This window comes from Streptomyces sp. NBC_01446 (assembly GCF_026340095.1).
GTDB classification, from domain to species: domain Bacteria; phylum Actinomycetota; class Actinomycetes; order Streptomycetales; family Streptomycetaceae; genus Streptomyces; species Streptomyces aureus.
Genome location: NZ_JAPEPO010000001.1, coordinates 4,376,835 through 4,399,458, shown reverse-complemented (window position 1 = coordinate 4,399,458; position 22,624 = coordinate 4,376,835). Strand labels below are relative to the sequence as shown.

Here is a 22,624-nt window from a genome sequence, read left to right as displayed (position 1 = left end):
GCCCAGCCCGGCGGGCGCGTCAACGGCGCACACGCGCGCGGGCGTTCATCTTTCCGGCCACTGTGTGACCGATGGTGCCGATGAGCAGCAGGGCGACCACCGTGCCCAGCGTGAATGCCTCGAACGCCGTCCGCGACACCCCCCACGTGTCGTGGAAGTCGTACGTGATGCCGAGCAGCCCCTCCAGCGTGCCAGGGAACAGGGCCGCCCATGAGCCGGTCAGGATCCACGCGTAGACCAGCGCCGCGCAGATCATGAACCCCTTTGTCCCGAACGGGACTTGGTACGGGCGCGGTACGTCCCTGTGGCGCAGGCGCAGGACCGCCAGGGCCGGGATCACCGTCAGGTACGAGAGCAGCAGCGTCGTCACCGCGACGGTCAGGACAACCGAGAACACCGCCGCCGCGTCGCCGTCCGCGAGCCGCATCGCCGCCACCATGAACACCGTCGCGATCGCCCCCGACAGCAGGTTCGTGCGCACTGGTGTGCCCAGCGTCGGGTGGAACGCGCCCAGCTTGCGGCTGAAGAAGCCGCCGTCCGCCGCCGCCATCGCCTGCATCCGGTCGCTGACGATCATCCAGGCACTGCCCTGGGTGAGGAGCGCGAAGACGAAGAGGAGCGCGGTCGCCTTCAGGAGTGCGCCGCTTGCGCCTCCGTAGATCGTGAAGATGGTCTGGGCGCCCTCCATGAAGCCGCCGATGCCGGTCACCTTGCCGGGCGGGACCACGGAGAGGATCGCCAGGACCGGGAGCAGGTAGCAGGCCGCCGCGATCGCCGCGGAGCGTCCGAGGGCTGTGGGGACGTCGCGTTGCGGGTTGTGCATCTCCTCGCCCGCCGCGTTCGGGGCCTCGAAGCCCACGTACGCGAAGAGGAGTACCGGGACGAGCGCCAGGAAGCCGGCTGTCGTGGGGGTGAAGGTGGCGGTGGTGCTGTCCGCCGTTCCCGTCAGGCCCTGGAAGCCGTGCTCCAGTCCGTACGCCACTGCCGTCGCCGTGAACACGGTGAGCGCGAGGACCTTGGCCGCCGCGCCCGCCGTGGTGATCCATTTGCCTTTGCGCAGCGAGACCACCGCCGTGAGGATCGCGGTCCAGATGAACACCGTCTTGAACGCGTAGTCCGCGAACGTGCCCTGGCCCAGGCGGAACACGAAGCCGTCCCAGGTCTGGGCCGCGATGAACACGAGCGAGCCGCCCAGCCAGATCGGGTTCGTCACCCAGTAGAAGAGCGTCGTGATCGCCGCCGTCAGCCGGCCGAACGCCAGCTTCACCCAGACGTAGGGGCCGCCCTCCTGGGGGAAGGCAGCGCCGGTCTCCGCGAAGAGCAGCGCGTACGGGATGAGGAACGCGACCGCGATGACCGCCGTCCACGTCACCGCCTCTCCGCCGCCCGTCGCGATCTGGCCCACCGTGTCGAAGGAGATCACCGCGGCCACCGCCATGGCCGTGATGTCGAACCGGCGGAGGCTTCTGTGGAGGTTGGGGGTGGAGGTGGGGGTGCTTTCTGCGTCCGCGGGGGTGAGGGTGCTTGCTGCGTCCGCGGGGGTGGTCGTGCTGGGTGGAGGTGCTGCTTGTTCTTTGTAGTCGGGCACGTCTGTGTCCTCGTGAGCTGGGGACGGGTGGGACGGTGCGGGTGGCTTGGTGGCGCTCGGTGGTTCGTGGGGCAGGGCCCGGGGCTACTTGGTGATGTCGCCCGCCGGTGTCGTGCGTTCGAGGACCGAGCGCATCGCCGTCGCCGCCTCCTTCGCCTCCTGCTCCGTCATGATCAGCGGCGGGGACAGGACCAGGCTGTGGGCCGAGTCGCGGACGATGACGCCCGTCTCCCTGCGGATCACGTCGTGCGGCATGCGGGCCGGGTTCATGGGGAGGGGGGTGCGGGTCTCGCGGTCCGCGACCAGCTCCACCGCCAGCATCATGCCGACCGAGCGGATCTCGCCGACGATCGGCAGGTCGCCCAGGGCGTCGGTGAGCTGGTTGTGGAGGTACTCGCCCATCGTGACGGCGCGCGACAGGAGGTTCTCCCGCTCGATGATGTCGAGGTTCGCGAGCGCCACCGCCGCCGCCACCGGGTGCCCGTTGTACGTGTAGCCCATCGGGAAGCCGTGGTCCTGGAGCAGCGCCTCGGTCACCTCGTCGGAGACCAGGAGTGCGCCGAGCGGTGTGTAGCCCGACGTGATGCCCTTGGCCGTCGTGATGATGTCCGGCTTCACGTCGAAGTGCTGGGCCGCGAACCATTCGCCCACGCGGCCGTACGCCGTCACCACCTCGTCGAAGATGAGGAGGATGCCGTGGCGGTCGAGGACCTCGCGTACGCGCGGCCAGTAGTCCGCCGGCGGGACCAGCATGCCGCCCACGCCCATGATGGGCTCGCCGATCATCGCCGCGATGTTGGAGGCGCCGATCTCCGCGATGCGGCCCTCCAGTTCGGCGATCAGGAAGTCGGTGGGGTCGGCGTCGCCGTAGAGCTCCGTGCGGTACAGCCACGGGGGCGTCAGGTGGCTGACGTGCGGCATCATCGGGGCGAAGCCCTCGTGGTAGACGGGGAAGCCGGTCGCCGAGCCGCCGCCGTAGCCGATGCCGTGGTACGCCTTGTCGCGGGCCAGGATCCAGGTGCGGGAGCCCTCGCCCCGGCGGTGGTGGTAGTAGCGGGCCATCTTGATGGCCGCCTCGTTGCCCTCCGAGCCGCCGGACGTGAAGTAGACGTGGTTGAGGTTGTCGGGGGCCAGCGTGGCGAGGCGTTCGGCCAGTTGGATCGCCTTGTCGTTCGAGAACTCCCAGAAGCTCGTGAAGTATTCGAGCTGCTGCATCTGAGCGTGCGCGACGTCGGCGATCTCCTTGCGGCCGTGGCCGACCTGGGCGAGCCAGAGCCCGCCGGTCGCGTCGAGGTAGCTGCGGCCTTCCGCGTCGGTGAGGCGGCAGCCCTTGCCCTCCGTCATCACCACGCGTTCCTCGGCGGTGCCGGGGAGGTAGGGGTGGATGATGTGCGCCCGGTCCGTGGCGGCGAGCTGCTGTGCGGGGGTGAGGGTCATGGTGTTCGTCCCTTCGGGAGGTCGTGTGGAGGGTCGGGGAGCCGTCCGGGCGGTCGCCGTCGGGCCCGGTTGCGCGTCCGGGTTCACCCGTACGTGATCCACGTCGTCTTCAGGCCCGTGTACTTGTCGAGGGAGTGGAGCGACAGGTCCCTGCCGTGGCCCGACTGCTTGAAGCCGCCGAACGGCGTGAGCGGGCTCAGCGCGTCGACCGTGTTCACCGAGACCGTCCCGGCGTGCAGGGCTTCCGCCACGCGGTGGGCGCGGGCCAGGTCCCTCGTCCACAGCGAGGCCGCCAGGCCGTACGGGGAGTCGTTGGCGGTCCGTATCGCCTCTTCCTCCGTGGTGAAGGCGTGGACCGTCAGGACCGGGCCGAAGAGTTCCTCGCTCGCGAGGGGTGCGTCGGGGCGCAGGCCGGTGACGATCGTGGGGGTGAGGTACGCGCCCTCGCGCGTGCCGCCCGTGATCACCTTGCCGTCCGATGCCTCGATCGCGCCGAGGACCCGGACGGCCTGGGCTTCGTCCACCAGCGGGCCGAGGTTCGTGTCGGGGTCCAGGGGGTCGCCCGGCACGAAGCGTGCCGCGTGTTCCGCGACGCGGGCGGTGAACTCCTCGGCGATCGGACTCTCCACCAGGAGGCGGGTGTTGGCCGAGCAGACCTGGCCGGCGTTGTACGCGAATCCCCAGGCCGCGCGCTCTGCCGCCGCGTCCAGGTCCGCGTCGGCGAAGACCACGTTCGGGCTCTTGCCGCCCGCCTCCGGCCAGACCTGCTTCATGTTCGACTCGGCGGCGTAGGACAGGAAGAGGCGGGCGACCTTCGTCGAGCCCGTGAAGACCAGGGTGTCGACGTCCTTGTGCAGGCCGAGGGCCCGGCCCGCGGTGTCACCCATGCCGGGGACGACGTTCAGTACGCCGTCGGGGAGACCCGCCTCCGCTGCCAGTTCGGCCAGGCGCAGGGCCGAGAGCGGGGACTGCTCCGCCGGTTTGAGTACGACGCTGTTGCCCGCCGCGAGGGCCGGCGCCAGCTTCCAGCTCGCCAGGTCGAGGGGGAAGTTCCACGGGACCACGGCGCCCACCACGCCCAGCGGTGTCCGGCGGACCGTCGCCAGGTTGCCCGGGGGCGTCGGCGCGATCTCGTCGTACAGCTTGTCCGCGGCCTCCGCGTACCAGGCGAAGACGCCGGCCGCACCGGGCACGTCCGTGCCGTACGACTCGGCGATCGGCTTGCCCATGTCGAGGGTGTCGAGGAGGGCCAGCTCCTGCGCGTCGGCGGTGATCAGGTCGGCGAGCCTGAGCAGGACGCGCTTACGGGCCGCGGGGTCGGTGCGGGACCAGCGGCCGTCGTCGAACGACGTGCGGGCCGCGCGGACCGCCGCGTCGATCTCGGGCGCTTCGCCCCGGGCGACGTGTGCCGTGACCTTGCCGGTGGCCGGGTTGACGGTGGGGAAGGTGGCCTGGGACTGCGCCTCGGTCCATGTGCCGTTGATGAACGCCCGGGTGCGTGGCGTCAGTTCGGCTGCTCGGCGCTGCCAGTCTGCGTAGGTGTTCATGCGGCGGCTCCCTCTACTTCTTTGAGATCGGATTCAAACAATGGGGTGCCGGGTCGTCAATGCCCTGGACGCAAGGAACTTGATTTATTTGAACCGAGTAACAGAGAATTAACCCATGGGGAACAAGCCTGGGAGACCGAAGAACCAGACGGCGCGCCGCGAGGCCCTCGTCGACGCGGCGGGGCGCGCCATCGCCGAGCGGGGCCTGGAGGGGCTGCGCATCAAGGACATCGCCGCCGAGGCGGGGATGTCGGCGGGGTCGGTTCTGTACTACTACCCGGAGATGGGCGAGCTGGTCCTGGAGGTGCACCGAGGCGCCGTGGAGCGCTATCTGGCCGCCCGGCAGGGTGCCGTGGACGGGGCGACCGGGGCCGCCGCGCGGCTGCGGGCCCTCGTGGGGAGCGGGCTGCCGGGCGGCTCAGGGGACGCCGTGCACGGACTGCTCTTCGAGCTGCACCGGCGCGCCGACCGCAGCTCCGGGCACGCGACGCTGATGGCATCACTCTTCGCGCGCGAGGTCGCCCTGTACGCGACGGTGCTCGAAGTCGGCGCGGCCGTAGGGGAGTTCACGCTCACCGAGCCCGTCGCCGACGTCGCGCGCAACCTCGTCGCGCTGGAGGACGGCTACGGGCTGCACATCGTCAGCCGCAACGCCGAGCTGACGCCGGACGTCGCCCGGCGCCTGCTCCTCGGCTACGCGCGGACGGTCACCGGCTGCCCGGTGCTGTGAGCCGGGCCCGCTCCCGGTCGTCGCCCGCGAGGGCCACCGCGGTGAGCGCCATGCCCAGCGCGCCGTCGAGGACCGCCCGGTCCGCGTCCGGGGTGACGCACGCCGCCGCGAACTCCTTCTGGTGGTTCACCGCGGGCAGCGAGTTGATGCCCAGGTAGGGGTGGATGGCGGGCAGGACGCGGGAGACGTTGCCCATGTCCGTGGAGGCGCGGTTCATCCGGGCCGCCGGCGATCCGCAGCTGTCGAAGGTGCGGCCGAGGGATTCGGCCGCCTGCCGGTAGACGGCCAGCATCGCGGCGTCGTTGCGGAACTCCGAGTACGGGCGGGACTCCGGCTCTATCTCGAGGTCGCAGGCCGAGGCCAGGGCGCCGGCCTCGAAGCATTTCTCGACGCGCGGCTGGAGCGCGGACAGCTCCTCAAGACTTCCCGCGCGCACGTACCAGCGGCCCTCGGTCAGCTCCGGGATCGCGTTCGGTGCCTCCCCGCCGCGCGTCACCATGCCGTGCACGCGCGTGGTGGACGGGAGCTGCTGGCGCAGCAGACCGATGGCGACCTGGGCGACCGTGAAGGCGTCCGCCGCGTTGCGGCCCTGCTCCGGGTAGGCCGCCGCGTGCGCCGCCTTGCCGTGGTAGCGGACCTTGAGGTGCGCGACCGCGTACGGGTCGGCCTCGGCGACGTCCGCGGGACCGGGGTGCACCATCATCGCCGCGTGCACCCCGTCGAAGGCACCGCGCTCCAGCATGAGGATCTTGCCGCCGCCGCCCTCCTCGGCCGGGGTGCCGAAGACGGTGACCTTGAGGCCCAACTCGTCCGCCACCGGCGCCAGTCCGGCCGCGGCGCCCACCGCGGCCGCCGCGATGACGTTGTGCCCGCAGGCGTGGCCGAGGCCGGGCAGCGCGTCGTACTCGGCGCAGATCGCGAGATGGAGCGGGCCGCTGCCGACGGTGGCGGTGAAGGCGGTGGGCAGGCCCGCGGTCCCGGTCACGACGTCGTAGCCGAGGCCGCTCAGGGCGTACGCGGTCCAGCGCGCTGCCTTCTCCTCCTCCCACGCCACCTCGGGGTTCGCGTGGATGCGATGGCTCAGGGCGAGGAGTTCGGGCGCCGCCTTCGCGACCGCCTCGCGCACGGGCCTCACTCGTCCCCCGGCACGCCGTAGTTCGGCGCCGCGTCCGGGGCGAGCGCCCGTTGTACGTACGCCTCCTGCTGTGGCTCCCACCGTTTCCACAGGTCCGCGAGCTCCGCGATCGGGTCGCCCTCGGTCCAGTCGACACGCAGGTCCGTCACCGGCCACCGTTGTGCGTCGACGACGAGGAGCCCGGCCGAGTGGACGGGGCCCGCCTCGCCGCCCGCCGCCGCACCCGCGGTCAGCGCGTCGACGAGGCGGCGGGCGAGCGGAACCTGAGGGTCCGCGGCCGTGAACGCGTCGAGTACCGCCTGGGGGACCCCGAGGCCCGACAGGAGGTTCCCCGCGGCCACGGCGTCGGGGCCGACCGCCTCCGCGTACGTGCCGAGGGTCCGGGCGCCCGAGAAGACGGCGCCGGGACCGGAGGCGCCGACGGCTGTCAACTGCCGCCATTCGGCGTGGGGTTGGGCGGCCACCTCGCGTACGGCCGTCTTCGCGGGCACCCCGGATTCCAGGAGGTCGAGCAGGCGGGTGCCCAGGCGCGGGTCGGTGACGTTCTGGGAGCAGACCGCGCCCACTCCGGGCCGTACGTGCGCGCAGCGCGCGGCGACGGCCGGCGAGGACGAGGTGACGGCCACCCCGAACCGACCCGTGCGCGGGCACCGCGCGGCGATCGAGAACGTCATCGGCGCTCCTTCGGGATGACGGCCGTCGCGTCGATCTCGACCAGCCACTCCGGGCGGGCGAGCGCCGAGACGACCAGGCCCGTGGAGACGTAGTGGACGCCCTTCAGCCGGCGGCCCATGACGCGGTAGACGGGCTCGCGGAAGCGGATGTCCGTCAGATAGACGGTGATCTTGACGATGTCGTCGAGGCGGCTGCCGGACTCCTCCAGGAGCATCGCGATGTTCGCCATGGCCTTCTCGGCCTGGGCGGAGACGTCCCCGACGCCGACGTTCTCGCGGGTGTCGAGATCCTGGCCGATCTGGCCGCGCAGATAGACCGTGCCGTCGGCGACGACCGCCTGCGCGAGGTCGTTGGACAGGTCCTGCTCGGGATAGGTGTCCGCCGTGTTGAAGGGGCGGACGCGCCGGTGGGTCGTCACTTGGCCTTCCTCCCGAGGGTGCCGAGGACGTTGTCGCTGAGGCCGGCCGCGTCCTTCACCAGGTCGAGCGGGCCCTCCCAGTCGAAGTTGCGGTACACCGCGCCGAGGTGCGCGAACGGCGGGGACTGCGCGAAGAGCTGGAAGGTGAGGCGGTGGCCCGCGTAGTCCGAGTTGAGCAGGTCACGGGCGTACGCGAGGAGCTTGCGGCGGTCCTCGGCGACCCAGTGCTCGTTGATCGAGTAGAACTTGTCGAGCCAGGGCTTGGTGTCCGGGTGGTCGAAGGACGCCTTGTCGGGCGTGATGCAGATCTGCCCGCCGCACAGCTCGCGCGCGATGTGCATCATCTCGTGCAGCTGCGAGCAGGCCAGGACGCGGCCGGTGTACAGCAGCGACTGGTTCGGCATGAGGAGCCCGCCGGGGCTGGGCTCGGCCATCGCGATCGACGCGGTCAGGTGCGCGTTGATGCCCTCGCGGTAGCAGGCCAGCGTCGCGAGCTTCTCCTGTACGGCCTGCTGCTTCTCCAGGCCGGTCTGCTTCACGTTCCACAGCGCGGCGCCGATCATCAGGTCCGCGAGCCGCAGGTTGCGCTGCGTGAACGCGAACGCGCTGTAGCGGTGGAGCGTGGCGCGGATGAAGGTCGCGGCCTTGGTGTCCCGGTAGAAGAGGACGTTCTCCCAGGGGATCTCGACGTCGTCGAAGACGACCAGGGTGTCGACCTCGTCGAAGCGGCTGGAGACCGGGTAGTCGGCGGGCGGCTTCGTGCCGGCGAAGCCCGTACGGCAGATGTACTTCAGGCCCGGCGATCCCATGTCGGCGACGAAACCGAGGGCGTAGTCGGAGAGTTCGGAGTCGCCCCAGTTCGCGATCGTCGGCTTCGTGAACGCCTGGTTCGAGTAGGCGGCGGCCGTCTCGTACTTGGCGCCGCGCACGACGATGCCGCTGTCCGTCTCCCGCACGACGTGCAGGAGCATGTCCGGGTCCTGGTCCTGGGGGCGCTTGGAGCGGTCACCCTTCGGGTCGGTGTTCGCCGAGACGTGGAACGGGTCGGCGTACAGCGCGTGGTCGATGTGCCGCTTGACGTTCTCCGCGTACGTCGGGTTGATCGCGTTGAGGACGTCCTGGCCGTCGATGAGCGACCAGACCTCGCCGATCGTCTCGTCCCCGACGCGCGTGACGACACCGCCGACGTCGCTCAGCACGGCGTCCGTCGCCGCCCGCTTCGCGTCCCAGTCCTCGCGGGTGCGCGGCGGCTTCTGCTGGATCGCGTTGACCTCGCCGGTCGACTCGTCCCGGTACGTCATCGAGTCCCGGGTCGCCGGGTCGTGCGCCATGTCGTAGATCCGGGCGCGTATGTCGACCAGCGGCTTGAACGCGGGGTGCGTGGTCACGTCGGTGACCTTCTCGCCGTTCATCCATACGTCGCGGCCGTCGCGGATCGACTCGCGGTACTGGTCTCCGGTGCGGATCATGCGCCGTGCTCCTTGAGGGAGTTGAGGGGACTCGGGGTGGCGTACGTACGGGCGTGGTGGACGAGCGGGCGGGCGCCGGACACGGCGGAGGCGACGACGGCGCCGAACAGGACCTGGTGGGTGCCCTGCGTGACGGAGTCGGCGAGCCGGCAGTCGAAGGCGGCGGCCGCGCCGCGCAGGACGGGCGCGCCGGTGGCGAGTACGTCCCACTCGGCGCAGTCGAAGTCGTACGGACCGCTGCCGTGGGCGGGGCGGCCCGCGAACACGTCCGAGACGTGGGCCTGGCCGGCGGCGAGGACGCTCACGGCGATGACGCCGTTGCGCGCGGCGGCCGCGGCGAGGGGGCTCCGCTCGTTCACACAGACCAGCAGCGAGGGCGGGTCGGCGGAGACGGAGCACATGGCGGAGACGGTCTGGGCGAAGCGACCGGCCGGCCCTTCTGTGGAGACAACGGTCACGCCCGTCGCGGCGTTCCCCATCGCGGCCACGAAGTCCTGGCGGAATGTGAGGAGTTGGTCCGGAGCAATGCTCATGAGCGGCCTCCCTCGGAGCGAGTGGGCTGTGGTGCGACCACTATGCGAGGGGAAGCCTGCATCCGTACAACAGATCTTTTCGTCTTATTGAATCTGGTTTTTAGATGCTCTCCGCTGTGCCGTCCTGAGCTGGGCTCTCAGGATCTGAGCGCCTCGCGGCACGCCGTCGCGAACGCCTGCGCGCGGCCCGTCAGCCGGACCCCGCGCAGCTTCGCCAGGACGACGGGGAGCGCGGGCAGCGGGTCGGCGAGCGGCAGGGCGACGACGCTCGAACCGTCGTACGTGCGGTCGTGCGCGGGCCGCTGGTTGAGCAGCGACCAGCCGTATCCGGCGGCGACCAGGGCGCGCACGGTCTCGTAGCTCCTCGTGCGGTGGCTGATGCGCGGCTCGACGCCGGCCTTGGCGGCGACCGAGCGGAAGTAGTCACGGCTGGCGGGCAGGTCGAGCAGGATCATCGGCTCGTCCGCGAGGTCCGCGAGGCGGGCCCGGCCGCCGCCCGCGAGCCGGTGCCCCTCGGGGACCAGGGCGTAGGGCGGGGCCATCGCGAGGACCTCGCACTCGATGTCGGCGTCGAGATCCATGTCGTAGAGCAGTGCCAGTTCGCAGGCGCCCGTGCGCAGGCTCTCCTGCACGGCCGGGATGTCGCCCTCGACGACCTCGACGCGCACGGCGGGCTGGCGCTCGCCGAACTCCCGCAGCAGGCGCGGCAGATAGAACGGGGCGAGCGTCTGGAAACAGCCCACCGCCAGCTCGCCCACGAGGTCGGCGCCCAGGCTCCTGGCCGATTCGGCGAGTTCGTCGGCGTGGGTGAGGAAGCCGCGCAGCTCGTGCAGGAACCGCTCCCCCGCGGCCGTCAGCTCCAGGCCCTTCGCGTGCCGGCGGATCAGGAGCTGCACGCCGAGCTCGCGCTCCAGATGGTGCACGGCGGTGGAGACCGCGGACTGCGAGACGTTGATGCGGTGCGCGGCGGCGGTCATGCTGCCGAGCTCGGCGGCGGCGAGGAAGTACCTCAGCTGCACGAGGGTGAAGTTCGCGTCCTTGGCCATGGCGGGATTGTGCCCCGGGCGCCTGCGAGCTGTCTGCATCTCGAAAACAGATGTAACTCCCGGGAAATCGATGTTTGACCGGGGATTGCGAGGGTGGCGAGACTCCCCAACCAACCCGCACGCCCGAACACCCCCCGCCCGCCCCCTCGTTTTCCGGACAGGGAGTCCGCATGCCCGCCATACCCGAGGCGGCCCCGGCCGCTTCTACCTCGTCCACCGCGGGCGCTACGCGCTCGGCGACCTCTTCGCGCCCGACGGCGGGCGCTACGGCCGCTTCAACCCGGTGGCCCTGACCTCGTACGCGATCGGCATCGCGGTCCAGCTCCCCTTCGTCGCCACGTCGCTGTACACGGGCCCACTGGTCGCCCCGCTCGGCGGCGCGGACCTGTCATGGCTCGTGGGCCTGTCGGTGACGGCACCCGTGTACTACGTGTGGGCGCGCCGGGTGGCGATGCGGGGCGGGACCGCGGTGGCGGAGGCCGAGACAGGGGCGCCGGCGGAGTCCGCCTCCGCGACGGCGTGACCACGGCCTGCCTGGCGGCCAACCACGAAAACAACGTCGTCGGGCGACAGCCTCAACTCGACGACGCACGGCGCCCGGAGGCGCAGCAACTTCGCGTAGCGATCAGTTAGTTGGATGGGCCCTGTCGAATGACGGGGCCCACCCGTTTGTCCGGGACCATGCCCCTTCACGCAACCGCTGTCGCCCCGGACAGTGTCTGGAGGAGCCGGAGACGCTTTCCGACGTCCGCAGCGGACCCGTGTGCGCGCCCTGCGCCGGCGAGCTGAACTCCCTTGAGGTGACGGTGCATCCCCTTGATGCGCAGACCAGCCAGGTCTATCTGCGTGGGGTCGACTGACGGGGCCGGGTCCGCCGAGCGGCATTTCGGGCCGCGCGGCAGTGGTGGTGGCGATGAACGGGGGGCCTCTGGAGAGGCGGTGACCGCGCTGACCCCAGTGGTCGCAGGGGCTGTGGTGGCTGGAGAGGCGGTGCGTGGGGCCCCGCCCTACGATGGGTCTGGGTTCTTCCTGTGGGTTCTTCCTCACACGGTTGGAGTCAGCTCATGACGCATTCGACCCGGGGACTGCGCAGGGGGGCTGTGACCGCCGTGGCGGTGGGAACGCTCGCGGTGCCGATAGCGGGTGGGTCCGCATTTGCCACGCCGGCCTCCGTGTCCGCCGGCTCCAGCTCCGCCTCCGTCATCCGCGCCGCCGACCCGCCCTCGCCGTCCGATTCCGGATCGGCCACCCCGGGCCAGGTTCAAAAGCTCACTCCCGCCGTGGAGAAGGAGCTGGACACCGCCGTGCAGAAGGTCATGGACGAGGCGAACGTTCCGGGTGTGACCGTCGGGGTGTGGACGCCGGACAGCGAGTACGTGAAGTCCTTCGGCGTCGCCGACAAGAGCACCGGCCAGAAGATGTCGCCCGACCTGCACATGCGTATCGGCAGCGAGACCAAGACCTTCACCGTCACGTCGATACTGCAACTGGTCGACGAGAAGAAGGTCGGCCTCGACGATCCGATCGGGAAGTACATCGACGGCGTCCCCAACGGGGACAAGATCACGATCCGTCAGCTCGCCGAAATGCGCAGCGGACTCTTCAACTACTCGGAGGACGACGACTTCTACAAGGCGCTGACGTCGAATCCGGAGCGGCCGTTCACCCCGCGGCAGCTCCTCGACTACTCGTTCAAGCACCCCGTGCTGTTCGAGCCGGGCAAGCAGTTCTACTACTCCAACACCAACCTCATCCTGCTCGGCCTCGTGGTCGAGAAGGAGAGCGGCCGGCCGCTCCACGACTACATCCAGGACAACATCCTCACCCCGGCCGGCATGAAGCAGACGCTGTTTCCGACCGGCAACGAGTTCCCGGAGCCGCGCTCGCAGGGCTACACGAACCAGACCGCGAGCGGGAAGGTCGAGGACACGGTCGACTGGAACCCGTCCTGGGGCTGGGCGGCGGGCGCGATGATCTCCACGCTGAACGACCTGCGCATCTGGGCACCCACGGTCGCCACGGGCACGTTCCCCAACGGTGACGCGATGATCAGCCCCGCCGCGCAGAAGCAGCGCCTCATCACCCCGAAGACCACGATCCCGGGTGCGGGCTACGGCCTCGGCATCTTCAACGTCCAGGGCTGGATAGGCCACAACGGCTCCCTGCCGGGCTACGAGTCCCTGACGATCTACCTGCCGTCGGCCAAGGCGACGCTCGTGGTGGTCCTGAACACGGACATCAACCACGACAACTCGGAGCCGAGCACCCTCTTCGGCCAGGCGATCACCAAGATCATCTCTCCGGACAACGTCTTCGACCTGCCGGCCCAGCCTGCGGCGAGGTGACGAACCGGCAATCCCCGGCCCGGCTCATGTGATCGGCCGGACGGTCCCAGTCGCAGTCGCAGTACCAGTCCCAGTCCTAGTCCTCGTCCCGCAGCCGCCGCCAGATGCGGGTGCGGTGCAGGACGTAGAAGGCCACGAACAGGACGGCCACCTGAAGCCCCACGGCGAGCAGCCAGAAGACGACCTTGCTCTCCAGTTCGTCGGTCAGGTAGGTGAAGTTCATGCCGAAGAATCCGCTCAGGAACGTCAGCGGCAGGAAGATCGTCGACACGATGGCCAGCCGGTTGATCACGCCGTTCTGCTCGCCCGCGGCAAGGGAGGAGTAGCTGGCGAAAGCACGACGGGCGGCATCCTGGAGGGTCTCGATGTTCGCCAGGACCAGCCTCGCCGCGTGCTGGAACTCCTGGGCGAGTCTTTGCCGCTCCTCCGGGAAGTTGGGGTTCAGCATCCGGCGGGTGAAGACCTCGTCCACCACCTGGAGGTAGGGAAGCAGCGAGTGGTGCAGGAGCGCGGAGCGCCGTCGCAGCTTCGACAGGCGGTAGACCTGCTCGGGGCGCCGTTTCTGGAACATGTCGTCCTCGAGTTCCTCCGTCAGCAGCAGGTCCTGCACGGCGGCCCGGCGGAAGGTCGCCAGCGCCTCCTGGAGCAGCAGGAAGAGCACAGCCACGACGTCGGGGGGCCTCTCGTGCCGGAGCTGCGCGGAGATGTCCGACGCCAGGCCCACCTGGCCCCGGTGAACGGTGACCAGGAACTGCTCGGTCACCAGCGCGTGGATGTAGGCGATCTGGGCGTCGTGGACCACGGGCACGACGAAACCGGCCTTCTCCCCCAGGAAATCGGCCCGCGCGGGCTCGTCCTTCCTGCCGAACCAGTCCAGGTCGTCAGCCTCCAGGCCGAGCTGACGGGCCACGGCCTCGCCATCCGCCGGCGCTTCCTCCGGCAGCTCGATGTCCACGATCAGAAAGCGGGCCGCGGCGAGCCGCTCACGTGCCTCGGACATGTTCGTACGGGTCACGGTCGCGTCCGGCATTGACACCATCGTTACGATCATGGCCCTCACCGTTGGTTACGACTCCGACGGTCCCAGCGTGAGTGCGGTCCGGTATCTCCGCACTCGGACACAGTCATGTGCGGCACCGCGCGGACCGCACGGGTGACGAGATCACTCGCAGGAGAGTCGGCAGGGCGCTCCGGCGTCAAGGTCCCAAGGGCTGAGGGCCCAGCGAGGACCCAGCGAGGGCCAGGACACGAAAACGCCCCTGAGCCGCGCCGTATGCGCAGCTCAGGGGCACGATCGGGAAGGCTACTTCTTCTTGCCCTGGTTCTTGACCGCCTCGATCGCGGCCGCGGCCGCGTCCGGGTCCAGGTACGTGCCGCCCGGGTTCAGGGGCTTGAAGTCCGCGTCGAGCTCGTAGGACAGCGGGATGCCCGTCGGGATGTTCAGGCCCGCGATGTCGGCGTCGGAGATGCCGTCGAGGTGCTTGACCAGGGCGCGCAGGCTGTTGCCGTGGGCCGCGACCAGGACCGTCTTGCCGTCCAGGAGGTCCGGGACGATGCCGTCGAACCAGTACGGGAGCATGCGGACGACGACGTCCTTGAGGCACTCCGTCTGCGGGCGCAGCTCCGGCGGGAGGGTCGCGTAGCGCGCGTCGTCGAACTGGGAGTACTCCGCGTCGCGGGCCAGCGGCGGCGGCGGGGTGTCGTACGAGCGGCGCCAGAGCATGAACTGCTCCTCGCCGAACTCGGCCAGGGTCTGCGCCTTGTCCTTGCCCTGGAGCGCACCGTAGTGCCGCTCGTTCAGGCGCCAGGAGCGGTGGACGGGGATCCAGTGGCGGTCCGCGGCCTCCAGCGACAGCTGGGCCGTGCGGATCGCGCGCTTCTGGAGCGAGGTGTGGACGACGTCGGGGAGCAGGCCTGCGTCCTTGAGCAGCTCACCGCCGCGGACTGCCTCCTTCTCGCCCTTCTCGTTGAGATTGACGTCCACCCAACCGGTGAACAGGTTCTTCGCGTTCCATTCGCTCTCGCCGTGGCGGAGGAGGATCAGCTTGTACGGTGCGTCGGCCATGGCTCTGAGCCTAATCCAAGCCTCCGGCGCCCTGCGCGCCCGGCCACGGGCCGGACGGTACGGGCCCGGACGGTACGGAGGCGGGTCCCGCCGACGATTGACGGCCATCGTCAATTGAGTGGCTGCGGCCGCCCTCCCCCACGTAAGTTACGGACTTGGCCGGCGCCGCTTACAGGCCCCTCAGGCCGCACCCACGCCGCACGCGCCCCAGGGGGGATCCGTCCCGATGTCCGTCACCGCACTCAGACGGGCCGCACACGAGAGTGTGTCCGGTCTGCCGCGCCAGTTCTGGTGGCTGTGGACCAGCACCCTGATCAACCGCCTGGGCGGCTTCGTCCTCACGTTCATGGCGCTGTACCTGACCACCGAGCGCCACTTCTCCGCGTCGTACGCGGGTCTGGTCGCCGCGCTCATCGGGCTCGGCGGCATGATCGCGTCGCTGCTCGGCGGGGTGCTCGCGGACCGGATCGGGCGGCGCCCCACGCTCCTCGGCGCGCAGCTCGCGACCGCCGCGACCGTCGCCGTCCTCGCCTTCGTGCGCGACCCCGCCGGGATCGCGGTGACCGGCTTCCTGCTCGGCGTCGCGTCGAACGCGTCGCGTCCCGCCGTGCAGGCGATGATGGCCGACCTCGTCGCGCCGAAGGACCGTGTGCGGGCCTTCTCCCTCAACTACTGGGCCATCAACCTCGGCTTCGCCGTCTCCTCCGTCTACGCCGGTTTCCTCGTCGCCGCCAGCTACACCGCCGGCTTCCTCCTGGAGGCCGCGATGACGCTGGCCTGCGCGGTCCTGGTGTTCGTGAAGGTGCCCGAGTCGCGGCCCGAGCGGGCCGAGCCGAGGCCCGACGCGGCGCCCGTCGCCGACGTGACCATGCTGACCGTCCTGCGCGACGGCCGGTACATGCTGATGGTGGGGCTGTCGTTCCTCATCTCCGTCGTCTTCACGCAGTCCTCGTCCGGGCTGCCCATCGTCATGGGGCAGGCGGGGCTGAGCAGTTCGGACGTCGGGCTCGTCGCCGCCGTCAACGGCATCGTCATCGTGGCGCTGCAGATCCCGCTGACCCGTTTCATCGAGAAGCGCGACGCGGGCCGGCTCCTGACGGTCTCCTCCCTCCTCATCGGCTACGGCTTCGCGCTCACCGCGTTCGCCGGGTCGATGGCCGCGTACGCCCTGATCGTCGTCGTGTGGACGCTCGGCGAGATGGTCAACGCGCCCACGCAGTCCGGCCTGGTGGCGCGGCTCGCCCCGACCCATGGGCGCGGCCGCTACCAGGGCATGTACTCCATGTCGTGGTCGGTGGCGGCCCTGGTCGCGCCGCTCGCGTCGGGCGTGACGATCGACCGGTTCGGCGCGGGGTGGCTGTGGGCGGGCTGCGCGGTGATCGGGACGGTGGCGGCGGCCGGGTACTGGATCCTGATGCGGGGGCTGCCCGCGGACGACCAGCCCGTCACTCCCGTCCCCACCCCCGAGAAGACCGGGGCCGAGCCCGAGCTCACCGCCTGACGCTCACCGCCTGACCGACGACCGCTGCGCGTCGTACAGGTTCCGCGGCCGGACCCTGTCCGACACCCCGTCGCCGTAGAGCTCCAGCCGCGCATGCAGATCCCCGGTGAAGTCCGGGACGTCGGTCTGGTCGAACTCGCGGACCGTGTTGACGGCGACGGTCGCGCTGTACGGCGCGAGTCCGTCGAGGCGCATCAGACCGGCGCGCTGGTTCGTGACGCGGATGTTCCAGTGCGTGAAGCGCGCCCCGAAGAGCGGTCCCGCCGAGGAGTCCCCTCCGTGGCGGCCGTTGTTGTTCACCGTGATGTCCGTGCGCACGTTCGCGAAGGGCATGCCGCGGTGCGAGTCGAACGTGCCCATCTCCATCTCGCCGCGCGACCACACGTTGTACGACGACAGGCCCTCGACGTTGATGCCGTGCAGTTGCGTGCCGGCGGGGGCGGGGACGGTGCGCTGCTCGATCGTGAACGACTCGACGAGGTTGTCGTGGGAGCCCTCGCGGCAGAAGTAGGGGTGGTGCGAGCCGCGGCCCGCGACGCGCGTGCGGCGCAGCGTGCACGCGGACGCGGCGACCAGGCCGAAGCCGTTGTCGACGTGGCGCACGGTGACGTCGTCGGCCCAGCAGTCGTACGCGCACTGGAACGCGACACCGTTGTAGCCCTTGTCGAGGAGGTGCTGCGACTGCGGGGTCTCGACGGCTTCGAGGGTCAGCGCCTCGACGCCCGAGCCGGTCAGGGCGCCGACGTGCGTGGTCAGCCGGGGGTCCCACTCGGGGCGTACGTCGAGGGGGAGCGGGCGTTCGAGCGTGACGCGACGGTCGTGCACGGAGGCGATCCGTACGGGCCATTCATAGGGCACGTACGAGGTCAGCTTGGTCTTGTCGTCCCAGAAGTACGCCTCGGGGCCCGCGCCGCCGCCCGCCATGTGTTCGAGGAGGGTGTGGCCGGGGTCGTCGGCGAGGCGCAGGAGGACCAGGTCGCCGCGGGACAGGCGGGACGCGTCCGCGACGGTCACCGACCAGGAGCCGCGGGCGGCGGGCTCGACCGCCGTCAGCGTGTCCCACTCGTCGCGCTTGTTGCCCGTCCAGCCCTCGAAGGGCCAGGCCTTGGCCCTGATCGCGTCGGTGAGGGTGCGGAAGCGGTCCTCGGGGCAGAGCCAGATCAGGCCGCCCGCCCAGGACCAGCTGGACTTGTCGCCGCCGTAGCGGGAGCCGTAGACGCCGACGAGTTCGGTGAGGCTGCGGGTCGCGTACAGCTTGGTGCGGGTGCTGCCCGCGCCGCGCAGGACGACGCCGGAGTGGCCGATGTGGATGAGGTCGTCGATGCGGTACGTGCCCGGGGGCAGGTGGACCGTGCCCCCGCCGGCCCGTCCGGCGTCGGCGAGGGCCCGGTTGATCGCGGGGGCGGCGTCGGCCGAGCCGTCGGGGCGCGCGCCGTAGTCGCGTACGACGTCGGCGACGACGCGGGGGCGGGCGAAGCCTCGCCGGCCCCCGCGGTATCCGGCCCGTCCGACGTACGGGATCTGCGGGTGCGTGTAGGGGGTGCGGGTGAACTCACGCCAGATGGGCGGGACTTCACCGGACGGTGCCGTGGCGGCCCGCGCGCCGGTTCCCGTCACCGTCACGGCCGCCACCGCTATCGCGCCGCCCAACAACCCGCGTCGACTGAGGTTCTCCACCGTCGCCACCCTCCGCACGATTCAGTTCGAGGACGTTCAAAGATGTGAACGTCGTTCATGTCCGCGTCGGCCGCGAGCATGCCACGGCGACCCCTGCGGCGGAAGGGGTCGCGCAACAGTCAACCGGCAGGAGAGAGGCGCTACTTGGCGGGGCGCTGGGTCAGATTCGTGAACGCGTCGAGGTTGCGCGTGGACTCCCCGCGCGACACCCGCCAGGCGTACTCGCGGCGGATCGCGCTCGCGAAACCGAGCTCAAGGAGCGTGTTGAACGCGCCGTCCGCGGCCTCCAGGACCGAGCCGAGGAGGCGGTCGACCTCGTCCGGAGTGACGGCCGCGAGGGGCAGCTTGCCCGTGAGGTAGACGTCGCCGAGCTGGTCGACCGCGTAACTCACGCCGTACAGACGGAGATTGCGCTCCAGGAGCCAGCGGTGGACACCCTGCTCGTTCTCGTCCGGGTGCCGGATCACGAACGCGTTCAGCGAGAGCGAGTGCTTGCCGACGAGCAGCGAGAGCGTCGTCGACAGCTTGCGCGTCCCGGGCAGCTTCACGACGTACGACGAGCCGGGCTCGGGGCTCTCCCACTCGAGCTCGGCCTCGGTGAGGACCTGCTCGATGACCGCCGCCGCGCCGGCCATGGTGCTGTCAGCCATGCAGCGAGGGTACGTGACGGGGGTGGCGGTGCTCGTAGGTGGCCGCCGTGTACACATCGGCCGTCGCGGAGGCCGCGGTGTCCCACCCGAAGCCCTGCGCGTGCGCCGCGGCCGCGGCGCCCATGCTGTCCACAAGCTGTGGACGGTCGGCGAACTCGCCCAGCCTGCGCGCGTACGACGCCGGGTCGTGACCCGGGACAAGGAAGCCGGTCGTCTCGTCGCGCACGGCGACGGGCAGACCGCCGACCGCGGCCGCGATCACCGGCGTACCGGCCGCCTGCGCCTCTATGGCGACGAGCCCGAAGGACTCGCTGTACGACGGCATGACGAGGACGGAGGCCGCACGGAACCAGTCCGCGAGCTGGTCCTGCCCGACCGGCGGGCGGAAGCGGACGACGTCCCCGATGCCGAGCTTGGCGGCGAGCTTCTGCAGCCCCTCCGGCTTGGCCAGACCGCTGCCGCTGGGGCCGCCCACCACGGGCACGACCATCCGCGAGCGCAGCTCGGGCCGCTCGTCGAGGAGGACGGCGACGGCCCTGAGCAGGATGTCCGGCGCCTTGAGAGGCTGGATGCGGCCCGCGAAGAGCGGGATGAGGGCGTCCTGGGGCAGGCCGAGACGCTGCCGGGCGGCGGCGCGGCCGTCGGCAGGACGGAAGCGGTCCAGGTTCACGCCGGGGTGGACGACAGCGACCTTGGCGGCGTCCGCCTCGTAGTGGCGTACGAGCTCGTCGGCCTCCTCCGCGGTGTTCGCGATGAGGCGGTCGGCGGCGCGGACGATCTGGGTCTCGCCGATGACGCGCGCGGCGGGTTCGGGGGTGTCTCCCGCGGCGAGCGCGGCGTTCTTGACCTTGGCCATGGTGTGCATGGCATGCACGAGGGGGACGCCCCAGCGCTCGGCGGCCAGCCAGCCGACGTGACCGGAGAGCCAGTAGTGCGAGTGGACGAGGTCGTAGTAGCCCGGCCGGTGGCCCGCCCAGGCCTGCATCACGCCGTGCGTGAAGGCGCACAGCTGGGCCGGCAGGTCCTCCTTGGCGAGACCTTCGTACGGACCCGCGTCCACGTGCCGGACCAGGACGCCGGGCGCCAGCTCGACGGAGGGGGGCAGCGCGCCGGTCGTGGCGCGCGTGAAGATCTCGACCTCGATGTTGATCGCGGCGAGGCGCTTGGCGAGTTCGACGATGTAGACGTTCATGCCGCCCGCGTCGCCCGTGCCGGGCTGGTGGAGCGGTGACGTGTGCACGCTCAGCATGGCCACGCGACGCGGTCTGCGGTGCGCGCCGGGGAACCTGAGCCGCGGGGACGAGGCCCCGGAACGGCGGAGCCTGGACACGTACTGGCTCACGTGGCGGTCCTCCTTGTTGCGGGCACGACTCCGTCGGGGGGCGCGGAACCGCGGGCACGGAGCCCGGGCACGAACCCTCCTTCAGCCCCTCCAACACCGGAGGTCTCCGCTCCATTTCCGTTTTGCCGAATCATTACCGGCGGGGACTCAACCCTGGGGCGCCCGGGGCGGGCGCATACCCTCGTACCCATGAGCCCGCGCCCCCCGTCCCGCCCCGTGGGAACGGTCACCCGTGGGACCACCAACCCCAATCGCCTGCGTCGCATGGACCGCTGGATCGCGGCCACGCACGGCGCCGCCCTGCGCCGCGCCGACCACCCCGTCGCCGTCGACCTCGGCTACGGAGCCGCGCCCTGGACCGCGGTCGAGCTGCTGCACCGACTGCGCACCGTGGCGCCACGCGCGCGCGTGGTGGGCATCGAGATCGAGCCCGCGCGGGTCGCCGCCGCCCTCCCCTACGAAGAGGACGGCCTCACCTTCCGCCACGGCGGCTTCGAGGTGCCCCTCCCCCACGACCCGCTCCTGATCAGGGCCGCGAACGTGCTGCGCCAGTACGACGAGGACCAGGTCGCCGGCGTATGGCGGCGGCTGACCGCACGGCTCGCGCCCGGCGGGCTCCTGGTCGAGGGGACCTGCGACGAGATCGGCCGCCGCCACGTGTGGGTGGCGCTCGGACCCGAGGGCCCCCGCACGGTCACCTTCGCGACCCGCCTCGGCTCCCTCGACCGCCCCTCCGACCTCGCCGAGCGCCTCCCCAAGGCGCTGATCCACCGCAACGTGCCGGGCGAGCCGGTCCACGCGTTCCTGCGCGACTTCGACCGCGCCTGGGCGGCGGCCGCCCCCTATGCCTCGTACGGGGCGCGGCAGCGGTGGATCCGGACGGCACGGGCGCTGAGCGCGGACTGGCCGGTGCTCGACCGGCCCGCGCGCTGGCGGCAGGGGGAAGTGACGGTCGCCTGGGGGGCGTTGGCTCCCCAGGGCTGACGAAGGCGTGTCCGGAGCCCGAGGGAACGATCTCCGGGGGTCGTACGTCAGACGGTGCGGGGCAGGGGCGTGCGGGACCGATGGGGCGGGCCGGGAGCGGATAGGGAGTTGTTGCCCGGCTCTGTCACATTCGGCGCCGGCGTGGCACCATCCCCAGGGCATCCGTAAGTTACTGACGGTAAATCAGTTTTGGTGAGTCTTCACGGCTTGGGGGCGGAGCGCGATGAGCAGGCGGAGCACGACAGTCATGGCGGCCGTGGCACTGGTCAGCGCGTTGACCGTACTGACGGCGCCAGGCGCCGCGTACGCGAGTCCCGCGCGGCCCGCGCCGCCGTCAACGTCCGACAGGAGCAGGGACCTTGAGCAGGTCCGCGCCGAGCTCGACGGGCTCTACCACGACGCGGCCGTCGCCACGGAGGCGTACAACGCGGCCGAGGAGAAGGCCGAGAAGCAGTCGGGACAGATCGTCCGGCTGGCCAAGGACATCGTCGCCGGCCAGAAGAAGCTGGACCGGCTGAAGTCCCGCGCGGGCGCCGCGGCCCGCCAGCAGTACCGCGACGGCGGGATGCCGCCGGAGGCGCAGCTGATGCTCTCGGACGACCCCTCGCGGTTCCTGGACGGTGCGGACCGGATGCGGCAGGGGCAGCACGCCACCAAGGGACTCCTGGGCGAGATGGCCCGGACGCAGGAGGACCTGCAGACATACGCCCAGGACGCCACGCGGAACTGGAAGGAGCTCGAGGCCGGCCGCAAGGAGAAGGCCCGGGCGCAGAAGAAGATCAAGAGCAAGATCGCGGCCGCCGAGAAGCTCGAGTCGCAGCTCGAGAAGAAGGAGCGGGAGCGGCTGAAGGAGCTGGAGCAGCAGGCCGAGTACAAGCAGCAGACGGCCTGGCTCAGCTCGGGGGTCCTGAAGGACATCAAGGGCAGCGCGTCGGCGCGGGGCAAGAAGGCGGTCGCGTTCGCCACCGGCCAGCTCGGCAAGCCGTACGTGTGGGGCGCCGAGGGTCCCGGCTCCTACGACTGCTCGGGCCTGACCTCCCAGGCGTGGTCGGCGGCCGGACGGCCGATCCCGCGGACCTCGCAGGAGCAGTGGAAGCAGCTCAAGCACATCGACATCAAGGACATGCGCCCCGGCGACCTGATCATCTACCACGACGACGCCAGCCACGTCGGGATGTACGTAGGGGACGGCGCCATCGTGCACGCGCCGCGCCCCGGGCGGAACGTCACGATCGCGGGCGCGGGCTCGATGACGATCCTCGGGGTCGTCCGGCCGGACGCGTAAAGGGCCGCGGGGGGCGTCGTCGTCGTGAGCTGGGCCACGTGACCCACCGCACTCCTACGCCTCCGGTTGCAGTGAACCGACGTGACCTTCGTCATCCCCAAATCCGCCGATGGGCCCTTTGGCGTGCCCAATTCCGTTGACTGAGGCGGCATATGACAGTGGCGGTTTGCCTCTCACCATTCCGTTGCGACGCCGCC

At 70.9% G+C, this 22,624-nt stretch carries 20 protein-coding genes; 6 read left to right on the top strand and 14 right to left on the bottom strand.

Annotation, left to right across the window (positions count from 1 at the left end):
- Positions 1-19 precede the first annotated feature (19 nt).
- The 3 genes from OG456_RS19800 to OG456_RS19790 form a co-directional block, all read right to left on the bottom strand.
- The gene (locus OG456_RS19800) at positions 20-1,588 is read right to left on the bottom strand and encodes an APC family permease (protein ID WP_266562815.1); all 1,569 of its coding nucleotides are present in this window, start codon (positions 1,586-1,588) and stop codon (positions 20-22) included.
- Between the two features lie 84 nt (positions 1,589-1,672).
- Positions 1,673-3,025: an aspartate aminotransferase family protein gene (locus OG456_RS19795; protein ID WP_266562813.1), complete on the bottom strand. Its 1,353-nt coding sequence runs from the start codon at positions 3,023-3,025 to the stop codon at positions 1,673-1,675.
- 83 nt (positions 3,026-3,108) lie between these two features.
- Positions 3,109-4,572 carry an aldehyde dehydrogenase gene (locus tag OG456_RS19790; protein WP_266562811.1) on the bottom strand — a complete coding sequence of 488 codons (1,464 nt, stop codon included), beginning with the start codon at positions 4,570-4,572 and terminating at the stop codon, positions 3,109-3,111.
- Between the two features lie 115 nt (positions 4,573-4,687).
- Here OG456_RS19790 and OG456_RS19785 point away from each other — a divergent pair, with 115 nt between their 5' ends.
- Positions 4,688-5,302, top strand: a complete 615-nt coding sequence (locus tag OG456_RS19785; protein ID WP_266562809.1) for a TetR/AcrR family transcriptional regulator — start codon at positions 4,688-4,690, stop codon at positions 5,300-5,302.
- Here OG456_RS19785 and OG456_RS19780 read toward each other — a convergent pair.
- The 6 genes from OG456_RS19780 to OG456_RS19755 all read right to left on the bottom strand — a co-directional run bounded on the left by OG456_RS19780 (position 5,280) and on the right by OG456_RS19755 (position 10,578).
- Positions 5,280-6,428, bottom strand: a complete 1,149-nt coding sequence (locus OG456_RS19780) for a M20 family metallopeptidase (protein WP_266562807.1) — start codon at positions 6,426-6,428, stop codon at positions 5,280-5,282. The genes OG456_RS19785 and OG456_RS19780 overlap by 23 nt on opposite strands.
- Positions 6,429-6,433: 5 nt before the next feature.
- Positions 6,434-7,111 (bottom strand): DUF1028 domain-containing protein, encoded by a 678-nt coding sequence (locus OG456_RS19775; RefSeq protein ID WP_266562805.1) that lies wholly within the window; start codon positions 7,109-7,111, stop codon positions 6,434-6,436.
- Positions 7,108-7,530: a RidA family protein gene (locus OG456_RS19770; protein WP_266562803.1), complete on the bottom strand. Its 423-nt coding sequence runs from the start codon at positions 7,528-7,530 to the stop codon at positions 7,108-7,110. The genes OG456_RS19775 and OG456_RS19770 overlap by 4 nt, the downstream gene beginning before the upstream one ends.
- On the bottom strand, positions 7,527-8,999 hold the full coding sequence (locus OG456_RS19765) for a 4-hydroxyphenylacetate 3-hydroxylase family protein (RefSeq protein WP_266562801.1): 1,473 nt from the start codon (positions 8,997-8,999) through the stop codon (positions 7,527-7,529). The genes OG456_RS19770 and OG456_RS19765 overlap by 4 nt, the downstream gene beginning before the upstream one ends.
- Positions 8,996-9,532 (bottom strand): flavin reductase family protein, encoded by a 537-nt coding sequence (locus OG456_RS19760; RefSeq protein ID WP_266562799.1) that lies wholly within the window; start codon positions 9,530-9,532, stop codon positions 8,996-8,998. Before OG456_RS19760 ends, OG456_RS19765 begins: the two co-directional genes overlap by 4 nt.
- A 137-nt stretch (positions 9,533-9,669) precedes the next feature.
- Complete coding sequence (locus OG456_RS19755; protein WP_266562797.1) at positions 9,670-10,578, bottom strand: LysR family transcriptional regulator; 909 nt, start codon at positions 10,576-10,578, stop codon at positions 9,670-9,672.
- A gap of 85 nt (positions 10,579-10,663) precedes the next feature.
- Between OG456_RS19755 and OG456_RS19750 the strand changes: the two genes are divergently transcribed.
- Entirely contained in the window at positions 10,664-11,101 is a 438-nt protein-coding gene (locus OG456_RS19750) for a cytosine permease (protein ID WP_266562795.1), read from the top strand.
- Positions 11,102-11,642: 541 nt separating this feature from the next.
- Positions 11,643-12,923: a serine hydrolase gene (locus OG456_RS19745; RefSeq protein ID WP_266562793.1), complete on the top strand. Its 1,281-nt coding sequence runs from the start codon at positions 11,643-11,645 to the stop codon at positions 12,921-12,923.
- A 76-nt stretch (positions 12,924-12,999) separates the two neighbouring features.
- On the opposite strand, the gene OG456_RS19740 is transcribed toward OG456_RS19745, so the two are convergent.
- A complete protein-coding gene (locus OG456_RS19740) occupies positions 13,000-13,953 on the bottom strand; it encodes a CorA family divalent cation transporter (RefSeq protein WP_266562791.1) in 954 nt (317 codons plus the stop codon).
- 273 nt (positions 13,954-14,226) lie between these two features.
- Positions 14,227-14,988: a phosphoglyceromutase gene (locus tag OG456_RS19735; RefSeq protein WP_266562789.1), complete on the bottom strand. Its 762-nt coding sequence runs from the start codon at positions 14,986-14,988 to the stop codon at positions 14,227-14,229.
- A gap of 226 nt (positions 14,989-15,214) precedes the next feature.
- Here OG456_RS19735 and OG456_RS19730 point away from each other — a divergent pair, with 226 nt between their 5' ends.
- Positions 15,215-16,489, top strand: a complete 1,275-nt coding sequence (locus OG456_RS19730; RefSeq protein WP_266562787.1) for an MFS transporter — start codon at positions 15,215-15,217, stop codon at positions 16,487-16,489.
- A gap of 3 nt (positions 16,490-16,492) precedes the next feature.
- On the opposite strand, the gene OG456_RS19725 is transcribed toward OG456_RS19730, so the two are convergent.
- The 3 genes from OG456_RS19725 to mshA all read right to left on the bottom strand — a co-directional run bounded on the left by OG456_RS19725 (position 16,493) and on the right by mshA (position 20,158).
- A complete protein-coding gene (locus tag OG456_RS19725) occupies positions 16,493-18,166 on the bottom strand; it encodes a glycoside hydrolase family 55 protein (protein WP_266562785.1) in 1,674 nt (557 codons plus the stop codon).
- Between the two features lie 140 nt (positions 18,167-18,306).
- Positions 18,307-18,801: a YbjN domain-containing protein gene (locus OG456_RS19720; protein WP_266569343.1), complete on the bottom strand. Its 495-nt coding sequence runs from the start codon at positions 18,799-18,801 to the stop codon at positions 18,307-18,309.
- A gap of 7 nt (positions 18,802-18,808) precedes the next feature.
- The gene (gene mshA, locus OG456_RS19715) at positions 18,809-20,158 is read right to left on the bottom strand and encodes a D-inositol-3-phosphate glycosyltransferase (RefSeq protein WP_266562783.1); all 1,350 of its coding nucleotides are present in this window, start codon (positions 20,156-20,158) and stop codon (positions 18,809-18,811) included.
- Between the two features lie 189 nt (positions 20,159-20,347).
- Here mshA and OG456_RS19710 point away from each other — a divergent pair, with 189 nt between their 5' ends.
- On the top strand, positions 20,348-21,142 hold the full coding sequence (locus OG456_RS19710; RefSeq protein WP_266562781.1) for a class I SAM-dependent methyltransferase: 795 nt from the start codon (positions 20,348-20,350) through the stop codon (positions 21,140-21,142).
- A 247-nt stretch (positions 21,143-21,389) separates the two neighbouring features.
- Complete coding sequence (locus tag OG456_RS19705) at positions 21,390-22,427, top strand: C40 family peptidase (protein WP_266562779.1); 1,038 nt, start codon at positions 21,390-21,392, stop codon at positions 22,425-22,427.
- Positions 22,428-22,624: the final 197 nt, after the last annotated feature.